Below are 22,931 nucleotides of genomic sequence, written 5' to 3' on the forward strand. Positions count from 1 at the left end.
TGATGTTTGCTTTAAAAAGCGTAAACAGTATGAACAGAATAGTTATACTTTGGAGAGCTTGCCGAATAATAGCCATTTGCTGTAACATATCGTCATAAAAAGAAACCAGACAAGTTTGTTTAATGTGAAAACGCGCCCAGGCAAAGTACATATATCACAATCATTTACAAGTCTGCTGAGACTCTAGTGTCAGCAAGAAAGCAACAGAGCCTGAGTCGTTTGAAGCAACTCAGGCTATAAAAACAAATATTGATGTAAATTGGTGACAACACCTGTCACCTCAAGCTACCACACAAAACGAAACATCAGTATATACCAGCTATTTCAACTGTTTCATTATGGATTGCCGCTGTTTCTTATTCGTCTGCCCCTTTTGATACCAGATAAAAAAGCCGGTAACTGGCAAACTGGCGATGACTAGACTAACCAGGAAAACCAGAATTTTCCCTGGAAGTCCCAAAATCCGCCCTGTGTGCAAATCGTAATTCATCTCAGACATGCGTTGTGCAAAACTGGCTTCGTCATAGCGGTCGCCTTCTATTCTAAGTGGCTCTAAGGTATAGCGGTCAAAGAAATAGGTGTTATGATTATAGAATTTCCCTTTGTACTTGTAAAACACGATTTCGATAGACGCATCATCTTCCGCGAGAAAGGGCGTCATATAAATGCGCTGAGGATTTGGCTCTACTTCTAATGCTTTATAAAAGGCGCGATCAATGGCTGGCAGGGTGTCATTATCAAGCGCATCCTTGTTTTTAACATCTGAATGAGGATGAATATGTTCACTTTTACGTTCACCTCCTGATGTCACATAATAAACGGCATCTCCAAACCACTCAAAACTCCATACCAGCCCCGTAACTACAATAACCAAGGCAAAGATCAAAACATAAAAGCCCAGGACATTATGCAGATCGTGGTTTAAGCGTTTAAAATTACTCTTCCACTTTACCTTAAAAGCCCCCTTAAGGTGAGGCTTACGCCAGGTTTTGGGCCACCACATTATTAATCCGGAAAGTAGCAGGAACAGAAAAATAAGTGAGCCAATGCCGACAATGCGGCGCCCTATGGCATACGGCAACCATAGGGCGCGGTGACCATTCATTATAAAATGGAAAAAATCAAATTGTCCTTCGGAAAAATGGTTATTTTTCTTTATAAATTCACCGGTATAAGGATTCAGATAAACGACGCTGAACAATCTTTTTGGTCCTTCATTAAACCAAAAGCCAACTGCTGCGGCACCTTCCTTATCTTCGTAAGTAAGGCCGGTTGCTTCTTGTCCCGGTACATAAAGCGCTGCGGTATCAAGAAGCTGACTGGGCGGAACAAAGCGTTGGTCGCGCGCTTCTACAAATCGCCATGGCTGTGTCAGATCTTTTATCTCCTGTTCAAACACGGAAATAGCACCTGTAATGCTTACGATGAAAACAATCAGTCCTGAGAACAGCCCCAGCCATAAATGCAACCAGTTAATAAATGGTTTAATTCTGCTTCTCCAAATACCCATACCTATCCATGTTTACCTTTTTGTCTCCACTAAAAAATTAAAGTGTTTGATAAGAAATATTCAAATTCAAAGCGCACGAGGTCAGCAAAATGGGAGGTTACTGATGTATATGATCATTTTGAGGACAAACAGAACGCAGAAGTTGAAATTTTCTTGCAAGCACTATTTTGTGCCTGTCCATAAACTCGTGAGTTTGGCTATAAAGTTCAAATTCAAGGCTTGCGAAGTCATAAAAATCAAGGAGTTTACTTTTTGTAAATGACTGTTTTTATGACAAGCGCAACGCAGAAGTTGAACTTTATAGACGGGACTCTATTTAAAGTTTAAAAAAACCGGCCACAAAATTGGCTTCAACTTCCGCTCCTTTGACAGAAGTATAATCCTGTAGATCAATCCTATAAACATAAATACTAACATCCTCCGGAATGCACATATAAACATAATTCCCATCATGCAGCGCAGCAGAAGCCAGCTTTCGGCCTATGCCTGAATGCTCGGGCACATCGCTTATGTAATTAATTGTTTTGGCATTTAGATCTAAAACGGCAGGTTTAAGCGGGCTGTCCGACCAGACAGACTGTTCATCTCTGTCGGCCATATTCATTTCTGCTAATACTTTTCCATCACCAAGATAAAGCAAATGGGCTGTCGTTTTACCTTCTGCAACTTCATCAAAAGAGAAGAAATATTCCTGATCAAATTCGGTTTCTCCGCTGTTGATACGCAATATCGCAGCTTCTTTGGTAAACTGACTGAAACCGTTGGCAGGGTTTGAATGAGACAGGGCATATACATTTCCCAATTCATCTTTAATCAAACCTGAATTGGTGCCAAAACCTCCAATGGGTCCGGTACGTACATCCTCAATGATTTTGACAAATTCCAGATCTGGATAAGAAAACACAGCAACCTGAGCAACATCTGTGTAATTGGTGGCATACGTAACAGGATCGCTGATATAATAACTAATGTAAACGTATTGCCCACTCTGAACCATACCTGAAAACGAGGGACCGCTAACACTGCTCAGATTAGAAACAGCACTGCTGACGGTAGAGCTAACAGAAAGGCTGTTGGGGTCTATTATATGCAATACCACAACATCAGATGCCGCGGAAATCTCAACCCCCAACAAGTTTCCGTCTTCGGTTTCCACAACATCCCTAAGGCTGTTATCAAAGGAAGAAATACCTCCTGTTTCGTACAAATTACCATCGGCATCATTTTCTAAGCCGATGATGTTATTGGTACCCATTCCTCCAATACAGTAAATTTTGTCGCCAATCTGATTATAGGTATAATACCCAAGCTGGTCAATGCCCTTCCCAAAAGCTGAAAGGCTTCCACTCATAACATCTTCAAACTTTACAGTATAGTAAGTAAAATTACCATCTGTCCCCTGATAGGCCAGTGAAAGCGCAAATGCATCGTCTCCTTTATATTCATCCGTGTCATCATCATCATCGCTGCACGAAGTAAAAAACAAACTACTGCCAAACAGAAGACTACTTATAAGCAATAAAGGAATATTCTTAAATATTTTCATTTTATTTCAGTTTAATTGTTACACTTATTTTTTAGAGCGAATATCTCAATTTTATACTAAATGAACGACCTGGCTTTTGAAGATAATACTTATCATACAACCTGGCATCCAACAAATTATCGCACGCTACCGACAGGTTATATCTGGCATTTTGCCAGCTATAACCCATTTCCAAACCATGAGAAATTTGCCGGGGAATGACATATTTATCATTGGAGGATCCAAATTCTGCCCATGTGAGAAAATACCTCTCTACATAAGTAAGAAAATAGTTGACGTTTAAAGTTCCACCAGACATGCCTGGTGCTTTTACGCTCATCCCGGCATTGGCATTCCAAAAGAAGTAAGGCTTATTGGGTAAACGAAAGCCATAGTGATAATTTTTCTGCCAACCGGTGCCGGTATAGGAGTTATTATAAACTCGCTCTGCCTGATCGGTTATATCCTGATATGTGACATTGGCACTCACATGAAACTTGTTATTCCATTGGTACTTTATATTGCCTTCCACCCCATAAACTCTGGTGCTACTCAGGTTGTCGTAATGCGTCATGGGACTCGAAACGGTAACTACTGTGTAAATCAAATCAGAGGCCTTGCGGTAAACAAAACTACTACCCACCTCTAATTGATGTTTGGGATATTGATTATACCGATACTCGATACCGAGGTTTACATTGTGACTTCGTTCAGGTCCCAAATCGGGATTGGCATCCACAAAAAGTCCATCGCCAAAAATCTCAAGCGGCATTGGCATCCGGTTGGTTCTTTCATACGAAGCCTTGACTTGAAAATCTGGCAATAAATTATATGTTGAGGCCAACCCAAAACCAAATTCCTGCTTATAACTTTCAACCGCCTCTACCCGCTGCGTCTCCAAAGCGAAATCAAACTCTTTAGAGGTGGTGGCACGCAAGGAAAAAAACTTACCAAAAAGCGTAGTGCTCAAGCGGCTTCCAACATCAAGCTTATAAGCCAATCCCAACACCTGCTTCAAAAGCGATTTTGGATATTTATTATCAATATTATCGGGATTCTCTAAATCAAAAGCCTTGCGCTTAAAATAATTTACCGCATAATTAACTGCCATTGAGCTTTGATCACTAATGGCATAACCGGCGTTCAACTGACTGGTGAACTCATCTTCATTTAAGGTACTTAAGGTCTTTAAAAATTCTCCATCATCAGAAACTTGTCCATCGCTTGTCCGCGAAACCGACTTTTGACCCAACCAGTTATACCTTACTCCGCTAAGGGTATCAACCACCTGCGATTCACTAAAATTGAGCGCACTGTAAAGACTAACATCCAATCCGCCAACCAGCAGATTTTTTTTGTTGTAACGCAAAGTCGGTATCAGGGAATGACTGTTCTGAACAATCCCGCCATAAACGGTACTCATAGTGGCGCCATGCTGAACCTCCTTATCACTGGCTGTGGTAACCAAACCCAAAAGGAAATTATCAGCCCAGGGTTTATTAACGTACCCCGATTCAAATTTGACAGTCCCCGAACGATATCGGTCATGAAAACGTTCCACTTCAGCGGTATCTACAACCGTGTTGTTTTCTACAATTTCAGCCAGCACATCATAATTATTGTCTGAATAATTATAAAAAGCATTCCCTCTCACAGTAAAGCCAGTCCTGGAGTTCGTATAAGCCCCGTTAACTGAAGCCCTGTGTGTATTGAACGACCCGTAAGAGTAGGAAACATCCAGATAATTACTTTTTCGGTTGGTCACTATATTGACAGCCCCTCCCAGCGCATCTGTACCCAACCAAACAGGAACAACTCCCTTGTAGACATCAACCCGCTCGATCATATTCACTGGCAAATCGCTTAATCCCAGAGAAGCGCCGAAATTGTCCATGGGAATTCCGTCCATAAAAAACTTCACCTGATCACCGGAAAAACCATTAAGAGTAAAATCCATATTAGAACCCAATCCGCCCTCTTCTCTTATTCTTACACCGGAAATCCGATTCATAACAACTTTGGCATCAGCTGTGCTGTTAAATAAATCCCTGGCAGAAACGGATGACACTTGATAGGCTTGTTCGGAAACGAGACGTGTTGCCGACTTTCCCGTCACAACTACATCATCCATAGTGTAGCTAGTTTCCCCTAGCACTATATTAATCTTTGATGGATCATTGGTAATACTCACAGTTTTCCGGACGGTTTCAAACCCCATGTAACTTGCCTGCAACACATAAGTGCCTTTAGCCACATCTTTAAATTCAAATCCACCATCAATATCCGTTACGGTTCCATAATTCAACTCCGTAAGTAATAAAGTAACGCCTGGGAGACTTTCGCCTGTAGAAGAAACAACAGTTCCGCTTAAATCCCCTCCTCTCCTTTCTTGTGCTATAACCGATTGACTTAAAAATATCATCACCCAAAAAAAGACAATATGCCCAAATAACAACTGCTTACTCAAAGTCCTTTAATTTTATATCATCCACATTTTCGAAGAGCACAAAGGTATTGAGCAGGCATCAGCCTCACAATCCCTATTAATAGGGAATCTGACTTTAATCATGCCGCTAATTAAAATAACACAAAACGCTGTAGCTCAGCTTCAAGGTTTTGTGTTTAACTTTCGATGAGTGTTTATGATAATATATGGAGCGATTGGCTCAAAACAACATCCCTAAAAAAAGGGATGCTGATTATGTTGCCCCTTAAAAATGCAAGAACTGCCCTTCTATGTGCTATAATTAGCATGATCAAATGCTATCGAAAACGAATTAAATTCTACAAAAATTTTATTCTTTCAACTAACTAAAAGAAATAAGCACTAGACCAAATATCCACCTCTTTCGAATTTTAACCGAATGGTATAACACCCCGTTTTACCATACTCTTATCCGCTAAAGCCAGACTTAAGCAATTCAACGAAGATAACGTCACCTGTACAAATACCGTTATATCCTTTAAATCTGCATAATACACCTCTTATTTAGGACAGCAAGTAAGGTCGGAGAAACACATCTATAAAACCGATATCCAAAACTAAGTATTCAGCCGTTTTACAACCATAGAAGCGGTAGTGATGCACCAGGACGCACCAACGCCACTCTATAAAAACTTCTTCTTCACAAACTCATCAAAGCCAGCCTTATACTGTTTACTTATCGGAATGCGCTTTTCACCAAATATAATCCGGTCGCGCTCAATCGTTTTTATTTTATTTAATGAAACAATAAAGGAACGGTGTACACGCATAAATCGATCTAACGGCAATTTTTCTTCTAAAAGTTTCATGGTTGAATGAAAGACGATCGATTTTGAGGCCCCCTCAATATAAAGCTTCACATAATCCTTTAATCCTTCAAAAAACAAGATATCATTAAATTCAATCCGGTGTATCTGGTAATCGGCTTTAACAAACAGGTAATTATCCTCCGTATTTATTGGTAATTCAGACTGTTTTGATTCAACTAAATCGAAGTATTCTTTGGCATGCGTCACCGAATTGGTAAATACTGCAAAACTAATGGGCTTTAACAAATAATCGAGGGCATGAAGCTGAAACCCTTCCACAGCATATTTGTCATAAGCGGTTGTAAATATCACCTTACTGTTTTTATCTAAAGTTCGGGCAAACTCAACGCCTGATAAGTCGGGCATATTAATGTCCAGAAAAATAAGATGAACCTTGTGTTCCTGTATATACTCTGAAGCATCAATAGGATTATCAAACTCTGCCAGCAATTCGAGGTAGGGTATCTTTTTTATATATGAAACAACGATTCCCAATGCGATCGGTTCATCATCAATTGCTATGCAGGTAATTTTATTCATCTGTTTATAATTTGTTTGTTTTTGCCACATGAAACTCGCCGCGATAATCATTTACCTTAGTGAGAGTTCCCTTTCATGGCTTGTTTCATCGACTTAGTGACTGCAAGAAACTCAGGTGATTGATAAGAAATGTTCAAATTCAAGGCCTGCCAAGTCCAAAAAATGTGTGTTTGAAATATAAAGCTCAAATACGAGGCTTGCGAAGTCATAAAAATCAAGGTGTTTACTTTTCGTAAATGACTGTTTTTATGACAAGCATAACGAAGTAGTTGACTTTATATTTCAAACACTACTTAGTTTTAAAGGGGACAATTAATAAAACACGATATTCTTTCTCCCCCTGATCAATATCCAATTTAAACGTATTACCATATATCAAATCCAATCGTTTTTGGATGTTAACAATACCAACGCCGCCCTTATTATTTTGTTTCCTGTCGGTTGGAATACTATTATTACATTCAAAAATAACCTTATGATCTTCAGTTGTCAGCCTTACTGAAACAAATGAATGCTCGCGATAACTGATGCCATGCTTAAACGCATTTTCAATAAATGGAATAAATAATAACGGAGGTATTTGTCCTGCCGGAATTTTGAGTGATATGTCTACATTAAGCTTAACCTTCGAACTTAAACGTTGTTGCATCAGCTCAATATATTTCAATGTAAAATCGAATTCTTTTTGCAACTCAATGGTATCAATATTTGAATCGTAAATAAGATAACGCATCAGGCCTGAAAGCTTTTCCACCGCCTGTTGTGCCTTATCGCTATCAATGGCAATCAGCCCATAAATATTATTTAATGCATTAAAAAAGAAATGAGGACTAATTTGATTTTTCAGAAATGCCAGCTCCGAATCAACACGCGCTTTTTCAATCTCTTTTTGTTTGGATTCATTTTTTCCGAGATATTGAATAATGGCCATTCCACTACTAAAACCCAATACTATTAATAACAAAAAGAAGTTATCCACAAGTTTAGGGTGTAATCCTAAACTATTGGTAATCTTTGGAGGTTTATTTCCGCCCGAGATACCATTGGGACCTAAGTTTTCCAGTTGAAAATAGTTATATAGGCATTGCGATACGGTGAGCAATAAAAAGGTAAACAGAAATAAGACAATGAAAAAGTACACCTTCCGCTTTGAGAAAAAAAAGCGTGGAACAATCACCAGATAGTTCACATAAAAAGCGATAATCATGAATGCCAGTTGATAGTAATAGTTATAAATCCAGTAGATCGCCCGCTCGTTATTCCTGTCAAAAACAAAAATTGGCAGAATAAGAAATAAAAGCAAACCACTAAAATGAGGTAACCATTTCTCTATCTTATGTTTTGAAAAATTCATCTGTTTATTATTGATTATTTTTTCAGGTAGAAATCACATAATTCACATTCTCCGGTGTTTGATATTTTGCGCAGACAAGTTCGCGTTATCATGCAAATGTATTGTTTTTTATTCATGTCTGAGTGCCTCGATGGGATTTAGTGCCGAAGCCTTACGTGCCGGATACCAGCCAAAGAACACGCCGATAAATGTGCAAAACAAAAAGGATAAAACAATTGAACTACTGGTAATTAACACGGGCCAGCCAAGTATGCTTTCAACAATATTTGAAGCCAGAATACCGGCTCCAACGCCTATAATACCGCCGAGAACACTTAGCAACGATGCTTCCAACAAAAACTGACGTAAAATATCCTTCCCCTTACCGCCGATGGCCATTCGTAATCCTATTTCACGGGTGCGTTCAGTTACCGAAACATACATAATATTCATAATCCCAATACCGCCGACAATCAATGAAATTGCGGCTATAGAACCTAGAAGTACCAGCATCATTTCAGAGATCGATCCGAAATTGCTAATTAATTCATCCTGGGTTCTGATCTCAAAGTCATCCTCTTCATTTTCATTCAACTTATGCGACGCCCTCAATAATTCAGTGACTTCAACACTCGTTTCAGCAATTAAATCCTCCGATTTGGCAGAGACCACGATGGCGCGTAAATAAGTCTGCCTGAACAACCGTTTCATCACTGTGGTGTATGGCGCAAGTATCATATCGTCCTGATCCTGACCAAAGGTATTGTCTCCCTTTTCTTTTAATGTGCCGATTATTTTAAACGGGATATTATTAAACCGAATGGTTTGACCAATCGGGTCTACATCATCACCAAAAATATTTTCGATGATGGTTTGACCAACGATACAAACTTTTGCTGCGCTTTTGATCTCTCTCGTGGTATAAATTCGCCCTGTTGCAATTTCATATTTTTTTATGTACGCATAATCTTCATTTCCGCTGTAAATGGTGGTTGGCCAATTATTGGAACCATACACAATCTGACCGCTGCCATCCATTTCTGGTGAAACAGCCCCTATTAATGTGCTGTTGTTTTCAAGGTAAGTAACGTCAGCCACAACCAAAGTTGGCGATGCATCCCGCCCCTGGTGCACACCGCCTTTATTTTGACTGGCTGGCTTCACATTAATAAGGTTTGTACCCATTGAACTGATCGTTTCCCGAATGCTGGCATTTGAACCTTGACCTATGGCCAGCATGGCAATTACGGCGGCAACTCCTATCACAATACCCAGCATGGTTAAAAACGAACGCATCTTATTTCGTCTTATGGCAGCTATGGCAATTCTTATCAGGTTTATTAATTTCATTGGTCTCTATTTATTGGTTTAAAAGGTGACGCATACTACTAGCTCCTTGTTGACCGTTATCGGTTGTAATCCACAGAATCATTCCCGTTTCATACCTTAGGTCTCAATATTCAAACTCATATTTGTTTTTATCAAGCAGCTCTAATGCACTTGTTGCACTTTGACGCTTTTCAATAATTTTATCTTTTATTATTCTGCCATCACGAAAAACTACATTACGTGAGGTAAAAACGGCAATATCCGGTTCGTGCGTCACAAAACAAATGGTCATCCCATTTTCGTTTAGCTCCTGAAACAGTGCCATAATTTCATAGGATGTGCGTGTATCCAGATTACCTGTTGCTTCGTCGGCAAAAATAACGACCGGCTGATTGACTAACGACCGGGCTATGGCCACACGCTGCTGTTGTCCCCCCGACATTTGATTGGACAAATGCTTCATACGGTCTTTCAGCCCTACGGCAAGCAATGCCTGCTCTGCCCGCTCCCTTCGTTCCTTACTATTTACCAATGGGTTATACAGCAAAGGCAATTCAACATTTTCAAGCGCTGAAGTACGAGGTAAAAGGTTGTACGACTGAAATACAAACCCAAGCTTCTGATTACGAATTGTGGCCAGTTGATTTTTGTTTAGTGATTTCACATTCACCCCATCTAACAGGTAATCTCCACTGGTTGGTAAATCCAAACACCCCAAAATATTCAGCAACGTTGACTTGCCCGAACCACTGGTACCCATAATAGCCAAAAACTCCCCTTTTTGAACCGATAAATCTATTCCATTCAGGGCATTAATCGTTTCGTCTCCAACATGGTAAGTTTTATGCAGCTTCTTTATTGATATTATTTCATTATTTTCCATCTGTCCTATTATTTCATTATTTTCAATCTGTCCTATTATTCAGTGCCTGCCCATAAACTAAGTGTTTGAAATATAAAGCTCAAATACGAGGCTTGCGAAGTCATAAAAATCAAGGAGTTTACTTTTCGTAAATGACTGTTTTTATGACAAGCGTAACGAAGTAGTTGACTTTATAGACAAACGCTATTTAGTTGCGCGTACGTGCAGGCGCCAGTTCCTTCAGTTGATCAGGATTAAAGCCGGCTTCTTTTATAACAGTCTCAACAGCACGGCTCATTCGAAGTCCGGCATCCCGAAATGCAGCGTGTATGGCTTCGGCATCATGAACCGTTAAAGCGCCGGCATCATAATTTGAAAGAATGAATCTGACCTTTTCCTTTTGTTCTTCTGTCAATGGTCTTTCTGCTGAATCTCTGAATTGTTGGGCTGATTTGTTTACAAGACCCGTTTCATACGTATATTTCAGGGTACTTTCGCCTAACACTTTTCCGTCAATAGCCTTTAACAAATCGGTACGATAAACCTTGTCGGTGTTAAACTTCAATTTCTCTGAAAGGGCATAAATCGTCAGGTTATATTCCTTTACTCCCGGCCCTTTCGACTTCATGGGGTCGTATCCGGCCTGATCTTTATCGTTATAGCCAACAATTCCAAACCCTTTCGCATTTTTAGGAATACTGTTAATGTCAGAAGGAATATTGTAAACCACCCAATACGATTTCACAACAGATGAATCAGTCGGGTGTGGAATATGCCAAAGATTTAGCGCAAAATATCTGGTTCCTTCAGGTATATTCGTCCACTCCAACGGCATCGAAACCCCCTCCCCCTCACCGGTAGATTCAATGGATAACGAACCATCGGACTTAACCCCGGAACTCTTGATTGTAAATTCACCCTTTTGCTGTGCAATTATCTGGAGGCTCACAAAAACAAGAAATACGCATAAAATAATACTCTTCAAACATTTCATTTCTTTCTGTTTTAATTCATTATTAACAATCCTTTGCATTAAATCCGACTAACGGGGTGGACCACTGGGGCCGCCTCCCCGTTGTGGACTTTCCTGAACAAATGGACTTTTCTGATCGCCTTCCGAATTATCCTTTTTGGTAAGTTCAGAGTTATCGGCTAATTCAAAAGATGTAACGATTGTTGCTCCTTCCTCCAGACCTGAAATAACCGCCATGTTTGAACCATCATCAATCCCTACTTCTATAACCACCGGACGTATCAATGCACCTTCTTTTACCCAAACCAACTTATGAGTATCATCCATTTCAGGTTTTGCCCCGGGCCCGAATGCCGGTTTTCGGTCGCCATCCTTTCCAGCTCTGGCTGTTTGTGGCTTACCCTCTTTTTCAGAATAACGACTCATATAATCGTTTAATAATTGCGGATCAGGTGTAAAACTGGTCGCCTTTTCTTTTACAACCAATACATCATTCGCTTCTTCTATATAAATAATGATGCTTGCTGTCATACCCGGCTTTAACTTCAAATCAGGATTGCTTACTGTAATTATTGCGGTATAGGTTATTACATTCGAAGACTCGTTGGGTTGCAAACGTATTTCTGTCACATTTCCTTTAAACGTACGTTCCGAAAACGCATCTACCGTAAATTCAACCCGTTGCCCCACTTCTAACTGACCGATATCAGCTTCGTCAATGTTGGCTTCAACTTCCATCGTTGACAAGTCGTTCGTTATGGTGAACAATTCCGGCGTACTCATACTGGCGGCAACGGTCTGCCCTTCTTCTACAGCCCGGTTTAATACAACGCCGTCAATGGGTGAATAAATGGATGCATAACTTAGATTGCGTTCAGCCCGGCTAAAATTAGCTTTCGCCGATTTTACTTCCGCTTTACTCGTTTTATAATTGAATAAAATTAAGTCGTATTCGCTTTTTGCCAATAGCTCTTTCTCATACAACACTTTGTTTCTGGCCAACAATGATTTCTGATATTCAAAATTGGCTTCTGCTTTTTCTACATCGGCCTCGGCATTTTCCAGACTCGATTGTAGGGTTGATTTATCCAACTCGGCTATTAATTGCCCTTTTTTAACTGCCGAATTAAAATCGACATATAATTTCTGGATAACGCCCGATACCTGGGTTCCCACCACTACTGTGTTGGTTGCCTCAAGGGTTCCCGTGGCAGTAATGGTGTTACTAATTGACGCCCGTTCTACTTTTGTGGTCGAAAACACATATTCCGGCTCCCCTCCTTTAAAGTACACGAACAGAAATACGATACCTGATAATGCGATTAAAGCAGTACCATAGATTAAATATTTTTTATTTATTCGCTTCATCTGTTTATAATTTAATTTCTATTTGTCACATAAAATTCGCCCGATAATCAGCCACCCTTTCTGAGAAGTCACTCCCTTGGCTCGTTTCATTTTATTATTATTTATTCAATTACAACTCAATTGGGTTTCCCAGATAGTATTCTACAATCTTGTTTTGAAGAACTAAGTTGTATTTTGCTTGTGTAAATTTGTTTTCGGCTATAATCAGGTTGTTCTTTGATAAAAGAAAATCAACAGAATTGATCAGACCCTGAGAATACATTTCACTGGCAACATCATACGATTCCTGCTCTGCGTCCAACTGTTCCTGTAAAGCGCTATAGCTGCTTTGTGCTGTTTGTGCATCGGTGCATGCTTGCTCAATATATTTTCTAAGATCATTTTTCAAATCCATCAATTCAAGCTTTACATTACTCGATTCAATCCGGGCCGCTTTAACTTGGGTTTTAACCTGCTTCCGCTGATAAATAGGAATCGAGAGGCTTAAACCCACATAAGGATTTACGTTGTTAGAAAATTGTTCTCCAAAATTAATATTGTCTATGTTTGAGCCGTAACCCGTGCCAACGCCTGTATTTAACTTCAAGCTCGGTAAAGTGCCCGACTTTACAATGGCAACTTCAGTTTCGGCACTTTTAACATTAAGTTCTGCTGTCTGAATACCCGGCTGTATACCCAGAGCTATATTATATACTGCTTCCGGATTGATTTCAGGATTTTGATTAATCAGGGCCTCAATATCAGGTTGCTGAATATCAAAACTGTCGTTTATTGGCATATTCATTATTTGCATCAACGAAACAAGAGCAATCCGCATATTACTCTCAGCTTCAATCATACTTGTTTTATCAGATGCCAATTGAGACTTTATATAAAGCAAATCGGAACGGGATATGACGCCCGCTTCACTTCTTGCCTCTGCATACACCAATTGTTTTTGTGTTGCTTCAAATTGCAGACGGCTGTTGCTCAAATTATCTCTGGCCAAAAGAACATCTATGTAATAGGATAAAATATTTAAACTAATTAATTCCTTTTCGGCTTGTATGCTTAACTCTGCCGATTCAAGATTAATTCGGTTTTGTGAAATGGTGTTTTTAATTTTCGCCCCATTATAAAGTGCAATTTCTGAAGTTAAAGAAGCATTTAAAGTCGAATTACTACTTCGGTCCCACCCACTGTCGGTGCTATTGTAACTACTGGTTGAACTCAACTGTTGATTCACTCCCAATTGCAAATTTGGTAAACGGGAGGCTTTGGATTGTTCCAGATAAGCACTTTGAATACTTACATTATTTTGAGAACGTTCTATATCGGTGCTGTTCTCTAAAGCATATTCTATACAGTCTTTTAAAGAATAAGACTGTGCTTGTGCGGAGACAAAAAACGAACCGCTTAGAGCTAAAAAAATTAGAGCTTTCAAAATCTTCATATTGTATGGCTTTTAAAACAATACAAAACTGAAGCAATCTTTGATGTATTACAATTTCATTAGACTAAAGCAAATGAATTTTAGAAATATGAATGTATTTCTTCGACGGGAGCTTATTCATTTTCATTGCTGTCCGCTAAAAAAAATAAAGAATCAATTAAAAACCAGTAAATCCAGAAGATGTCGGGGTTGCTTTCCGCCTCAAGGAATTTCCGTTAAGAAAATCAATTTTATTGGCGCAAATAAATCCGGGCTGTCTGAGCGAAGCGGGTTCCCGGATTTTAAACAATAAAATTGATTTTTAGGAAATTACTTGCAGCAGCGGCATTTTTAATGTTATTGAATTTTGCTGTAGTGGAGCGAAGCGGATCACGAATACCTTTGAAATAAAAACCTCGATGAGTAAAAAAAAGTAAAAGCCCGTGCGGCTTGAGCACATAAATAAAAAACATCTTTTTTACGTGATACGACGTAGCGATAAGCTACCCCGAACGGGGAATATTTTTTTCCGGACAATAGTGATTCTTTTTATTCCCCATCATTTTACTAATTTTAGGATACTTAGTGCCTGTCAATAAATTCTGTGTTTAAAATCATTGGTGTCCGGTAAAAATTTAGAGAAATGATTAGAACCCAGATCCAATGTGATAGTCAGAGATTTTAGGAGATATTGGGGTTGCTTTCCGCCTCAAGAAATTTCCGTTAAGAAAATCAATTTTATTGGCGTAAAGAAATCCGGGCTGTTTGAGCGAAGCGAGTTCCCGGATTTTAGACAATGAAATTGATTTTTAGGAAATTACTTGCAGCGGCGGCATTTTAATAAATTGAATTTTGCTGTAGTGGAGCGAAGCGGATCACGAATACCTTTGAAATAAAAACTTCAATGAGTAAAAAAAGTAAAAGCCCGTGCGGCTTGAGCACTTAAATGGAGAATATATTTTTTACCGGACAATAGTGGTTTAAAATATAAAGTTCAGACACAAGGCTTGTGCAGCTCGAAAAATGTGAGTTTACTTCCGTAAATGATCACTTTGAAAGCAAAGGTAACGCAGAAGCTGGACTTTACAGACAAACTATAAGTACATAAAACATTTAACCAAACGCTTAATTCCATGCCTAAAAATCGTAATTATAGTTGCAAAGATGTCGATATGCTTATGGCAGCTAAAACCATCGCCAAAAATTTCAAAGCTAACATTTCAGAACTTTCAAACACTCGTACTGACTGGACCGTTCAGTATGCTTCTGATTTAATGGCCCGAATCGACAGCGCCATCGAAACCCATCTGGGTATCGATGCAAAAAAAGAACTTCGTGTTGCGACAGCAACCCTTGCGGCAATACAAACCCCCGCCAAACGCGATATCTCTTTTTTCAAAACACAAATCGACGAAGACTTTAAAAATGAAATATCCAAAAAAAATGAAATGCTAAAAACGCTAGGTTTTGAAAAAAATCTCCGTGGAGTACAAAAAAACAACCAGGAATCATTAATAAAGCTTCTCTATCAGTTCAAAACAAATATGACTGATGCATTACGACTTGAAATTACCGCTAAAGGCATGAAGCCGGCCCTGATTGACTCCATTATCGGATATGCCGATACCTTCATCCGGGCTAATGTCACTCAGGAAACTTTAAAAGTCGCAACTAAAGAGATTACTCAGGAAGTAGCCAGTGTTTTCAACGCTATCTACAACGAAATAATCAGTATCTGCAAAAAAGCAGCAAATTACTATCAATATCAACCCGTAAAAAAAGAGCAATTCACTTTTGCCAAAACGCTTTCCAATCTTGGAGAAGCCTCTAAAGTAAAAGGGACAGATTCGACCATGGAATAAATGAGGTCTGTTTAAAAAGGGACAACGTTCTCAAAGAAGGGAGCCTGTCTGATAAGCAAGGGAGCTCATCTGACAGATAAGGGAGCTCATCTGACAGACAAGGGAATCGACCAGACAAATAAGGGAGCTTACTTAACAGACACGGGAGCATATTTGACAAATAAGGAAACTCACCTGACAGACAAGGGAATATACCTGACAAATAAGGGAGCTCACCTAACAGATAAGGGAGCATACCTGACAAAGAAGGGAGCGTAATATCCTAAATCAGCCTGACAGATTGCACAACTTTTTACTTAAATGGGATACAAACATAAAACATCATACTGGTTCTAAAAACAATCTGATAGTCACATTTAAAATCTGATCGGTTAAAAAACTTATCCCTGCTTCGATATACGCCTTTTGTATAACGCACTGACACCATATACTGTCTTTTTTTTGACACTATTTTGGTGCCAAATACCGGCACATTTTACATCTGTTAAATTGGACGAATTTGTTGTCTCCACCATCAATTTGGGCGTCTCTACCCAAAAATGGGAACCCCAATCATTGGGCGTAATTATCAACCAATATAAACGAATGGGAACCATTCATTCGCGCAAAATACACCCCGGTTTCGCATGGCAATCCCGTTTTCACGATCACATCATCCGAAACAACACTGAATACCAACGAATTAAAAATTACTTCATCAACAATCCTAAAAAATGGGACTACGACAAATTTAATCCAGCCAAATAAACGGCATAATGAAATTTGTTGAATTATGTACAACCAACAAAACACATAGCACCAGCATCGCGTGACCAATAACAGCATCGCGCACAGCATGCCAACATGCCCTATTTCTTTTATGGTTCAATATTTGCCAATGTTAACCAATAGTTTCACTAAATTTGGTGAAACAAACCAATTTACAAAACAACAGACATAAAATTGGATGACGTTGCACCAAACAAATATCTACCCATGAAAAGTTTGCTCCTCACACTCATTTCTCTGATTGTATGGCTACAATTTACCGGCGCACAATCGCGAACCGTTAAAACGCCTCAAAACAACGATGCAAATTGGCAAAAAACCGACTCATTGATTGAAAAAGGCCTGCCAAAATCAGCCTTTCAGCAAGTTGATAAGATATACCGACAAAGCAAAGCAAGCCGAAACACGCCCGATTTTGTTAAATCACTGGTATATCGCTTTCAGCTGCGCAACGACATTGAAGCAATCACTCTGGACTCAATGGTGATTGAAATGGAGAACGACATAGAAACATTATGGGAACCATCGCAACAATTGATGCACGCATTTTTGGCCAGACTCTATCAGTCATACCTCAACAATCAACGCTGGCAACTGATGCAGACCGAACAAGCCACCACCGGAAGTCGCCACATTTCAGACATGACCTTCCGGGAGTTGACAAAAAAAATTATCGACCATAGGGTGAAATCATTACGTAATCCTCAACGCCTGCAAAATGAAAACACGAGTGCCTACAAACGATTGCTAAGCCCCGACCAAAAAAAGATGAATCTGCGGCCTACGCTTTATGACCTGTTAGCGGTCGAAGCCGCCGAGACGCTTATATCGGGTAATTTATTCACCCTACCCACCGATGAGGAACCCGTCTTCGACGACAAAAAACTTTTGGGCAGTACCAACCAGTTCTTGTCTGTTGAATTACCGGGAACAAGCACCGGGCAACCCGCTGCTATTGGCTTCAGCATCCTGAAAGAATGGCTGACCTACAGACTACAGCAACCTGAAAAAGCGGCTTTTATTGATGCCGACCTGTACCGGATTAAGTGGATGAAAGATATTTACACTGGCGAATCGGGCTTTTCGTTGGTAGAAAAAACGCTGCAACAACTTGCAGAGCAAGCCAAAACAACAGATTTGCAAAGCTCTGTACTATATGAGTTGGCCAAACTGTATGATGAGATGCCCACCGACGAAAAAAACGCCGAAACGCAGCGTAAGATATGGGATCTTGCCATGCAGGCCAAACAACAAAACCCCGGTTCGGAGGGCGCCCGTCTGGCTGATAACCTGTTAAACAACCTCACAAAACCCGAAATAACGATTGCTGGCGAATCGGTTATTCCGGTCAGAAGCGCCATTCCCTTGTTCATTAATTATCGTAACACGAATAAAATCTACATTTACATTTACGACCTCGGTGCGCTAAACCTTAAAATCACCAAATCATTAAACTCGCTGGACACGCAGCACCAAATAGAAAAAAACATGCCGGTTTGGCGTGAAACAGTGACAATCCCCGATGAAAAGGACTTCCTCACGCATACAGCCGAACTAACTGTTAACGGGCCTCAAAAACCCGGTTATTATGCACTGGTTGTGACACATCAACCGTTTTCAGGTCAATTCAAACAAACAAAAGTATTTCAGATTTTCAACTTCCAAAAATCTGATTTGTGTTTCCTCCAACGCAACAAAATCAACAACAGGAAACAAATTACCGTTCTGGACCGAACCTCAGGCATGCCGGTAAATGAGGTCGCCATCACAAGCTACGAAATAGCCTGGCGCAAGGATTCCAACCAGATGATGCAACACCCTTCAACCAATGAAAAAGGCCAAAGCATTTTAGAGACAAACAAAAACTACAGCCGCTATTTCCTTAGCCTATCAAAAAATGACGACCGCTTTTTTTCCTATTTTTACTGGCGACCACGTTATCCCGAAAATCAAAAAACCTCGTTCAACCGACGGCTATTCCTATTCACCGACCGGGCCATTTACCGGCCGGGCCAAACCATCTTCTTCAAAGGCATTTTGATGGAAAGTAACGGCAAAGAAGCCCGGACTCTGGAAAAAGAAACCATAAACATCCACCTGAAGGATGTGAACGGCAACAAACTAACCGAACAAAACCTCAGAACCAACAAATACGGTTCGGTTACCGGGCAATTTGTGTTACCCTCAGATGTTCTCACCGGCAGTTTCTCCATTCAATCGGAAGACGGAAACACCGGCGTTATGGTGGAAGAATACAAACGGCCTAAAATAGAAGTAACCTTCACCCCTTTCCGGGGCTTAAACACCATAGGCGACACCATCACAACAACGGCGATGGCTTTGACCTACACCGGGGCACCCGTGCAAAACGCCAAAGTCACATGGAAAGTCGAACGACATACCTTTCAATGGCCATACTATCGCAGTCATCCCCAACCTGTAGCTACAGGTAACACGCAAACCAACGACAAAGGGATGGCAGAAATTACATTTAAAGCCATTTCAAATCAACAAAAGGTGTATTCGTCGGCTCAAAATTTTATTGTTACAGTTGATATTACTGCACCCAACGGAGAAACACAATCGGCAACGCAATCAATTAGCTTAAACAAAACGGCCATTGTTCCTGCGGTAAACATTCCGCAATTAACACTCAACCCGGGCAAAGCAGGAATACCGGCAACAATCACTCTCAAAAACTTTAGCAACGAAGAAACCGATGCAACAATTAGCTATGAAGTTGAACAATTGCAACCACGCAACACGCCAAAACCCCAACGTTATTGGTCGTTGCCGGATACCATCCTGACCAAAACAACGCCTTTCACCACCAAAACTGATGACGCGTCCGGCTATGAAACCATAAAAAAAATACTTGCCGGATCAGCGAACATAAATGGCAGCAAAAAAATAATTCTGCCCATAACCGAAAGCGGTATTTATAGACTAAACATCGCTGTTAAAGATGTTTCAGGCGACACAATACAACAATCAACTCTGTTTAAAACAGTCAATAGCCATGAAAGCACCTATCCGTTGGACGAGGCAATCACGCTTCTGATACAACAAAAAAAACTGAACCCGGGCGACAGCATTCACGCTATGATGGGAAGCGTGTATCCCAATGCTTATGCCGGAATCAACATAACACAGGACGGAGAAACAATTTATGACGACTGGTTTACTTTAAACAACAACTGGCAATCCATCAATTGGCCGGTGACGTCAAAAATGGTTGGCGCCATAAACGTACAGGCCACTGTTGTGTACCAAAACCGATTCTATGAAGCCTCACAATGGATTGACGTTGAAGACCCCGCACACCAGCAAAAAATTGAATTGAGCAGTTTTAGAGACAAAACATTACCGGGCAGCGAGGAAACATGGGAACTAACTGTTACCGATGGGCAGAAAAAACCCGTCAGCACCGAAGTTATGGCATTGATGTACGACGCTTCTCTGGATGCGTATTCCCCTCATCAGATCTACTTCAATCCTTTCACGGTGACCAGAAACAGCAACCAATGGCAGGCAAACGGATTCAGCAACGCGGGCGTATGGGGCGACTTCTCGCCTTCCTTCCCTTTCTTTCAGCCGGCAAACTATCCGACCTTATTCTGGGAAATCATATCCTATTCATACACAAGAAATAACAATCGGCAAATCAAATTAAGAGGCCTTCCATCACTAAAAAGAAGCAGGGGTGACGAAACGTTATTCATGATGGTTGAGGATGACGTTGAAATAGAAGAAGAGCTGGACATTGTTCCGGCCACCAGACAGGAGCAGGTATCGCCGCCACCTCCACCTTCTGCTCCTGCCACAATACAACCTCGCACTCAGCTTCAGGAGACGGCCTTCTTTCTCCCGTTTCTTGAAAGCGACAGCAATGGCATCGCCCGATTCTCATTCACCATGCCTGAGAGCCTCACCCGATGGCATTTTATGGCATTGGCCCACCGCACCGATGGCGTATCGGCAACCACCGAAAACAATATTATAACAGCCCGCGATTTAATGGTAATGCCCAACCTGCCACGGGTAATGCGCGAAGGTGATCAGCTTTGGCTAACCACCAGCATCATCAACAACAGCGAAGATTCATTATCGGGAACCGCCTGCTTATCCATAAAAGATGCGATTACAGAAAAAGAACTGAAATCAACGCCCGGCACCATACAATGGCAGGCCAGGGCCAAGAAATCAACCACCGTCAGGTGGCTGGTAAAGGTACCTGAAAACAGTAAAGGGATAGAACTAACCATAAGCGCCACAACCGGCCATCTCACAGATGGTGAAACCCATTTCATCCCGGTGCTTCCGGCTAAAGTGAGAGTAACAGAAACTTTGCCCATCACGATCAATACCAAAGGCAAACATGTTTTCACAATGGAAACACTCACTCAATCAAAAAACAGACAATTTGAAGACCTGACCTTTACCTATACGGCCAATGCGGTCTGGGAAATGCTCGATGCCCTTCCCTGGCTGAACGAACAGCCATACGAATGCAACGACCAAATCTTCAACCGTTACTTTGCTGCTGCCATGGCCAACAACATACTAAACCAAAACCCAGACATCAAAAAAGTGCTAAAACTATGGCGTTCACTGCCAGCTGATAAAGATGCCCTCACATCGGCAATGGAGCGAAATCAGGAATTAAAATCGGCCCTTCTCATGGCCACACCATGGGTAACTGAGGCACAGAACGATACCGAACGCCGCCGCCGGCTGGCTGCTATGGCTGACGACAATTATCTGAAAACCATACAGACATCAGCCATTGCCCGCCTTAAGAATAACCAACAACCCGATGGGGCATGGGCATGGTTCAATGGCATGTCGCCGTCCCAATCGACCACTATCAACATCATTACAGGCTTTGGCTATCTGTTAAAAGCCGGCGTTTCATTGAATGCCAACGAAACGGCTTTGGTTCAAAAATCGGTAGACTGGCTTCAGGCCGACCTCAATGACAAAGAAAAAAAGATGAAAGAAACCCACCGCGACACAATTGCCGGCATCTCAAACAATATAATCAGAAGCCTTTACGCACTTAGTTTTTATGATAAAACAGAAGATCATCCCTTTTGGATGAATAGGCTGACAAAAAATTTATCATACGATAATCTACGTTTGCAAGCCATGATCGCCACGATACTGCACCGTAATGGTGCGACAGAACAAAGCCATAGAATGCTGCAATCACTGGAAGAACATCTCATTGAGAATACCAATCACGAGGCCTTCTTTAAAAATATGACAGGGCCCTATTGGTATCAGTCGCCCATCGAAACACACATCGCCGCATTGGAGGCATTCCGCGAAATAACACCCGGAAATCGGGTTATTAAACTGATGGAAAACTGGCTCATCAATCAAAAAAGAAGTCAAGCGTGGGGTACAACACAAGCTACAGTTTCAGCCATATACGGATTAACACAATCACAAACGGACTATTTTGCTGTATCAGACAACGATAAAATAAAATTGGGGAACACCACCCTTAAAACAGAGGCAGCTGTCACAGGCACGGGATTCATCAGCCAGGCATGGCATGGCAATGAAATACAGTCAAAAATGGGACGAATTACCATCCAAAAAGAGACCAATACTCCATCGTGGGCCTCTCTTCATTTAGCCTGGTTTCAACCGGCAGCGGAAGTAACTGATGGCGGCTTTATGCAGGTAAAAAACCAACTGTACCGACGCACCCTTCAGAACAATCACGAAGCATGGCTCCCGGTTACGGATGAAACCGTACTGACAACAGGCGACCGGATTATGATGCGCATAGAAATAGAAGCACCGCAGGAACTGGATTTCGTTCATGTACAAAGCCCGCGGGCAGCCAATTTGGAACCCATCGATAAGACGTCGGGCTATCACTGGGAACAAGGGTTAGGCTATTATCAATCCATTACAGATGCCGGCATGGCTATTTTTATCGATCATCTGCCAAAGGGCAAATCAATTATCACCTGGCAGGCCGTTATCTCGATGAAAGGAAAAGCCACAAACGTACCAACCACCGTTAGTTGTTTCTATGCACCCGAATTTGCAGGTCATGGAAATGGCACGGTATTAGACGTGAAATAAAAAATCATATAGAATAACACAAATATCGCGGTAGTTCAACAAACCAGTCAATAA

General features: G+C 40.9%; 13 protein-coding genes. 3 read left to right on the forward strand and 10 right to left on the reverse strand.

The genetic code is table 11. The features are described 5' to 3' along the window. Positions 1 to 319: 319 nt before the first annotated feature. From ACT3CD_RS07695 to ACT3CD_RS07740, 10 genes are all read right to left on the reverse strand, one after another. Positions 320 to 1,510 (reverse strand): PepSY-associated TM helix domain-containing protein, encoded by a 1,191-nt coding sequence (locus tag ACT3CD_RS07695; protein ID WP_444644491.1) that lies wholly within the window; start codon positions 1,508 to 1,510, stop codon positions 320 to 322. 316 nt (positions 1,511 to 1,826) lie between these two features. Continuing rightward, a complete protein-coding gene (locus tag ACT3CD_RS07700; RefSeq protein ID WP_444644493.1) occupies positions 1,827 to 3,056 on the reverse strand; it encodes a DUF4374 domain-containing protein in 1,230 nt (409 codons plus the stop codon). Positions 3,057 to 3,087: 31 nt separating this feature from the next. Continuing rightward, positions 3,088 to 5,502, reverse strand: a complete 2,415-nt coding sequence (locus ACT3CD_RS07705; RefSeq protein ID WP_444644495.1) for a TonB-dependent receptor domain-containing protein — start codon at positions 5,500 to 5,502, stop codon at positions 3,088 to 3,090. Between the two features lie 641 nt (positions 5,503 to 6,143). Further along, a complete protein-coding gene (locus ACT3CD_RS07710) occupies positions 6,144 to 6,869 on the reverse strand; it encodes a LytR/AlgR family response regulator transcription factor (protein ID WP_444644497.1) in 726 nt (241 codons plus the stop codon). A gap of 289 nt (positions 6,870 to 7,158) precedes the next feature. Next, the gene (locus ACT3CD_RS07715) at positions 7,159 to 8,223 is read right to left on the reverse strand and encodes a sensor histidine kinase (protein WP_444644499.1); all 1,065 of its coding nucleotides are present in this window, start codon (positions 8,221 to 8,223) and stop codon (positions 7,159 to 7,161) included. Positions 8,224 to 8,331: 108 nt separating this feature from the next. Next, positions 8,332 to 9,552: an ABC transporter permease gene (locus tag ACT3CD_RS07720; RefSeq protein WP_444644501.1), complete on the reverse strand. Its 1,221-nt coding sequence runs from the start codon at positions 9,550 to 9,552 to the stop codon at positions 8,332 to 8,334. A gap of 103 nt (positions 9,553 to 9,655) precedes the next feature. Further along, complete coding sequence (locus tag ACT3CD_RS07725) at positions 9,656 to 10,414, reverse strand: ABC transporter ATP-binding protein (protein ID WP_444644503.1); 759 nt, start codon at positions 10,412 to 10,414, stop codon at positions 9,656 to 9,658. Between the two features lie 187 nt (positions 10,415 to 10,601). Next, positions 10,602 to 11,387 carry a YbhB/YbcL family Raf kinase inhibitor-like protein gene (locus tag ACT3CD_RS07730; RefSeq protein ID WP_444644505.1) on the reverse strand — a complete coding sequence of 262 codons (786 nt, stop codon included), beginning with the start codon at positions 11,385 to 11,387 and terminating at the stop codon, positions 10,602 to 10,604. 48 nt (positions 11,388 to 11,435) lie between these two features. Beyond that, positions 11,436 to 12,734: an efflux RND transporter periplasmic adaptor subunit gene (locus tag ACT3CD_RS07735; protein ID WP_444644507.1), complete on the reverse strand. Its 1,299-nt coding sequence runs from the start codon at positions 12,732 to 12,734 to the stop codon at positions 11,436 to 11,438. 109 nt (positions 12,735 to 12,843) lie between these two features. Then, entirely contained in the window at positions 12,844 to 14,166 is a 1,323-nt protein-coding gene (locus ACT3CD_RS07740) for a TolC family protein (RefSeq protein WP_444644509.1), read from the reverse strand. Positions 14,167 to 15,278: 1,112 nt separating this feature from the next. Between ACT3CD_RS07740 and ACT3CD_RS07745 the strand changes: the two genes are divergently transcribed. The 3 genes from ACT3CD_RS07745 (at position 15,279) to ACT3CD_RS07755 (ending at position 22,877) form a co-directional block, all read left to right on the forward strand. Then, on the forward strand, positions 15,279 to 16,007 hold the full coding sequence (locus tag ACT3CD_RS07745) for a hypothetical protein (protein WP_444644511.1): 729 nt from the start codon (positions 15,279 to 15,281) through the stop codon (positions 16,005 to 16,007). A gap of 489 nt (positions 16,008 to 16,496) precedes the next feature. Continuing rightward, entirely contained in the window at positions 16,497 to 16,754 is a 258-nt protein-coding gene (locus ACT3CD_RS07750) for a hypothetical protein (protein WP_444644512.1), read from the forward strand. A 228-nt stretch (positions 16,755 to 16,982) separates the two neighbouring features. Next, positions 16,983 to 22,877: an alpha-2-macroglobulin family protein gene (locus tag ACT3CD_RS07755; protein WP_444644514.1), complete on the forward strand. Its 5,895-nt coding sequence runs from the start codon at positions 16,983 to 16,985 to the stop codon at positions 22,875 to 22,877. Positions 22,878 to 22,931: the final 54 nt, after the last annotated feature.

Origin of the sequence: Geofilum sp. OHC36d9 (assembly GCF_052400685.1) — a bacterium.
GTDB lineage: Bacteria > Bacteroidota > Bacteroidia > Bacteroidales > Marinilabiliaceae > CAZHHH01.

Coding starts and splice junctions, on each gene's coding strand:
- ACT3CD_RS07710 (WP_444644497.1), bottom strand. CDS start 6,869: ATGAATAAAATTACCTGCATAGCAATTGATGATGAACCGATCGCATTG.
- ACT3CD_RS07745 (WP_444644511.1), top strand. CDS start 15,279: ATGCCTAAAAATCGTAATTATAGTTGCAAAGATGTCGATATGCTTATG.
- ACT3CD_RS07735 (WP_444644507.1), bottom strand. CDS start 12,734: ATGAAGCGAATAAATAAAAAATATTTAATCTATGGTACTGCTTTAATC.
- ACT3CD_RS07730 (WP_444644505.1), bottom strand. CDS start 11,387: ATGAAATGTTTGAAGAGTATTATTTTATGCGTATTTCTTGTTTTTGTG.
- ACT3CD_RS07715 (WP_444644499.1), bottom strand. CDS start 8,223: ATGAATTTTTCAAAACATAAGATAGAGAAATGGTTACCTCATTTTAGT.
- ACT3CD_RS07740 (WP_444644509.1), bottom strand. CDS start 14,166: ATGAAGATTTTGAAAGCTCTAATTTTTTTAGCTCTAAGCGGTTCGTTT.
- ACT3CD_RS07720 (WP_444644501.1), bottom strand. CDS start 9,552: ATGAAATTAATAAACCTGATAAGAATTGCCATAGCTGCCATAAGACGA.
- ACT3CD_RS07695 (WP_444644491.1), bottom strand. CDS start 1,510: ATGGGTATTTGGAGAAGCAGAATTAAACCATTTATTAACTGGTTGCAT.
- ACT3CD_RS07700 (WP_444644493.1), bottom strand. CDS start 3,056: ATGAAAATATTTAAGAATATTCCTTTATTGCTTATAAGTAGTCTTCTG.
- ACT3CD_RS07725 (WP_444644503.1), bottom strand. CDS start 10,414: ATGGAAAATAATGAAATAATATCAATAAAGAAGCTGCATAAAACTTAC.
- ACT3CD_RS07755 (WP_444644514.1), top strand. CDS start 16,983: ATGAAAAGTTTGCTCCTCACACTCATTTCTCTGATTGTATGGCTACAA.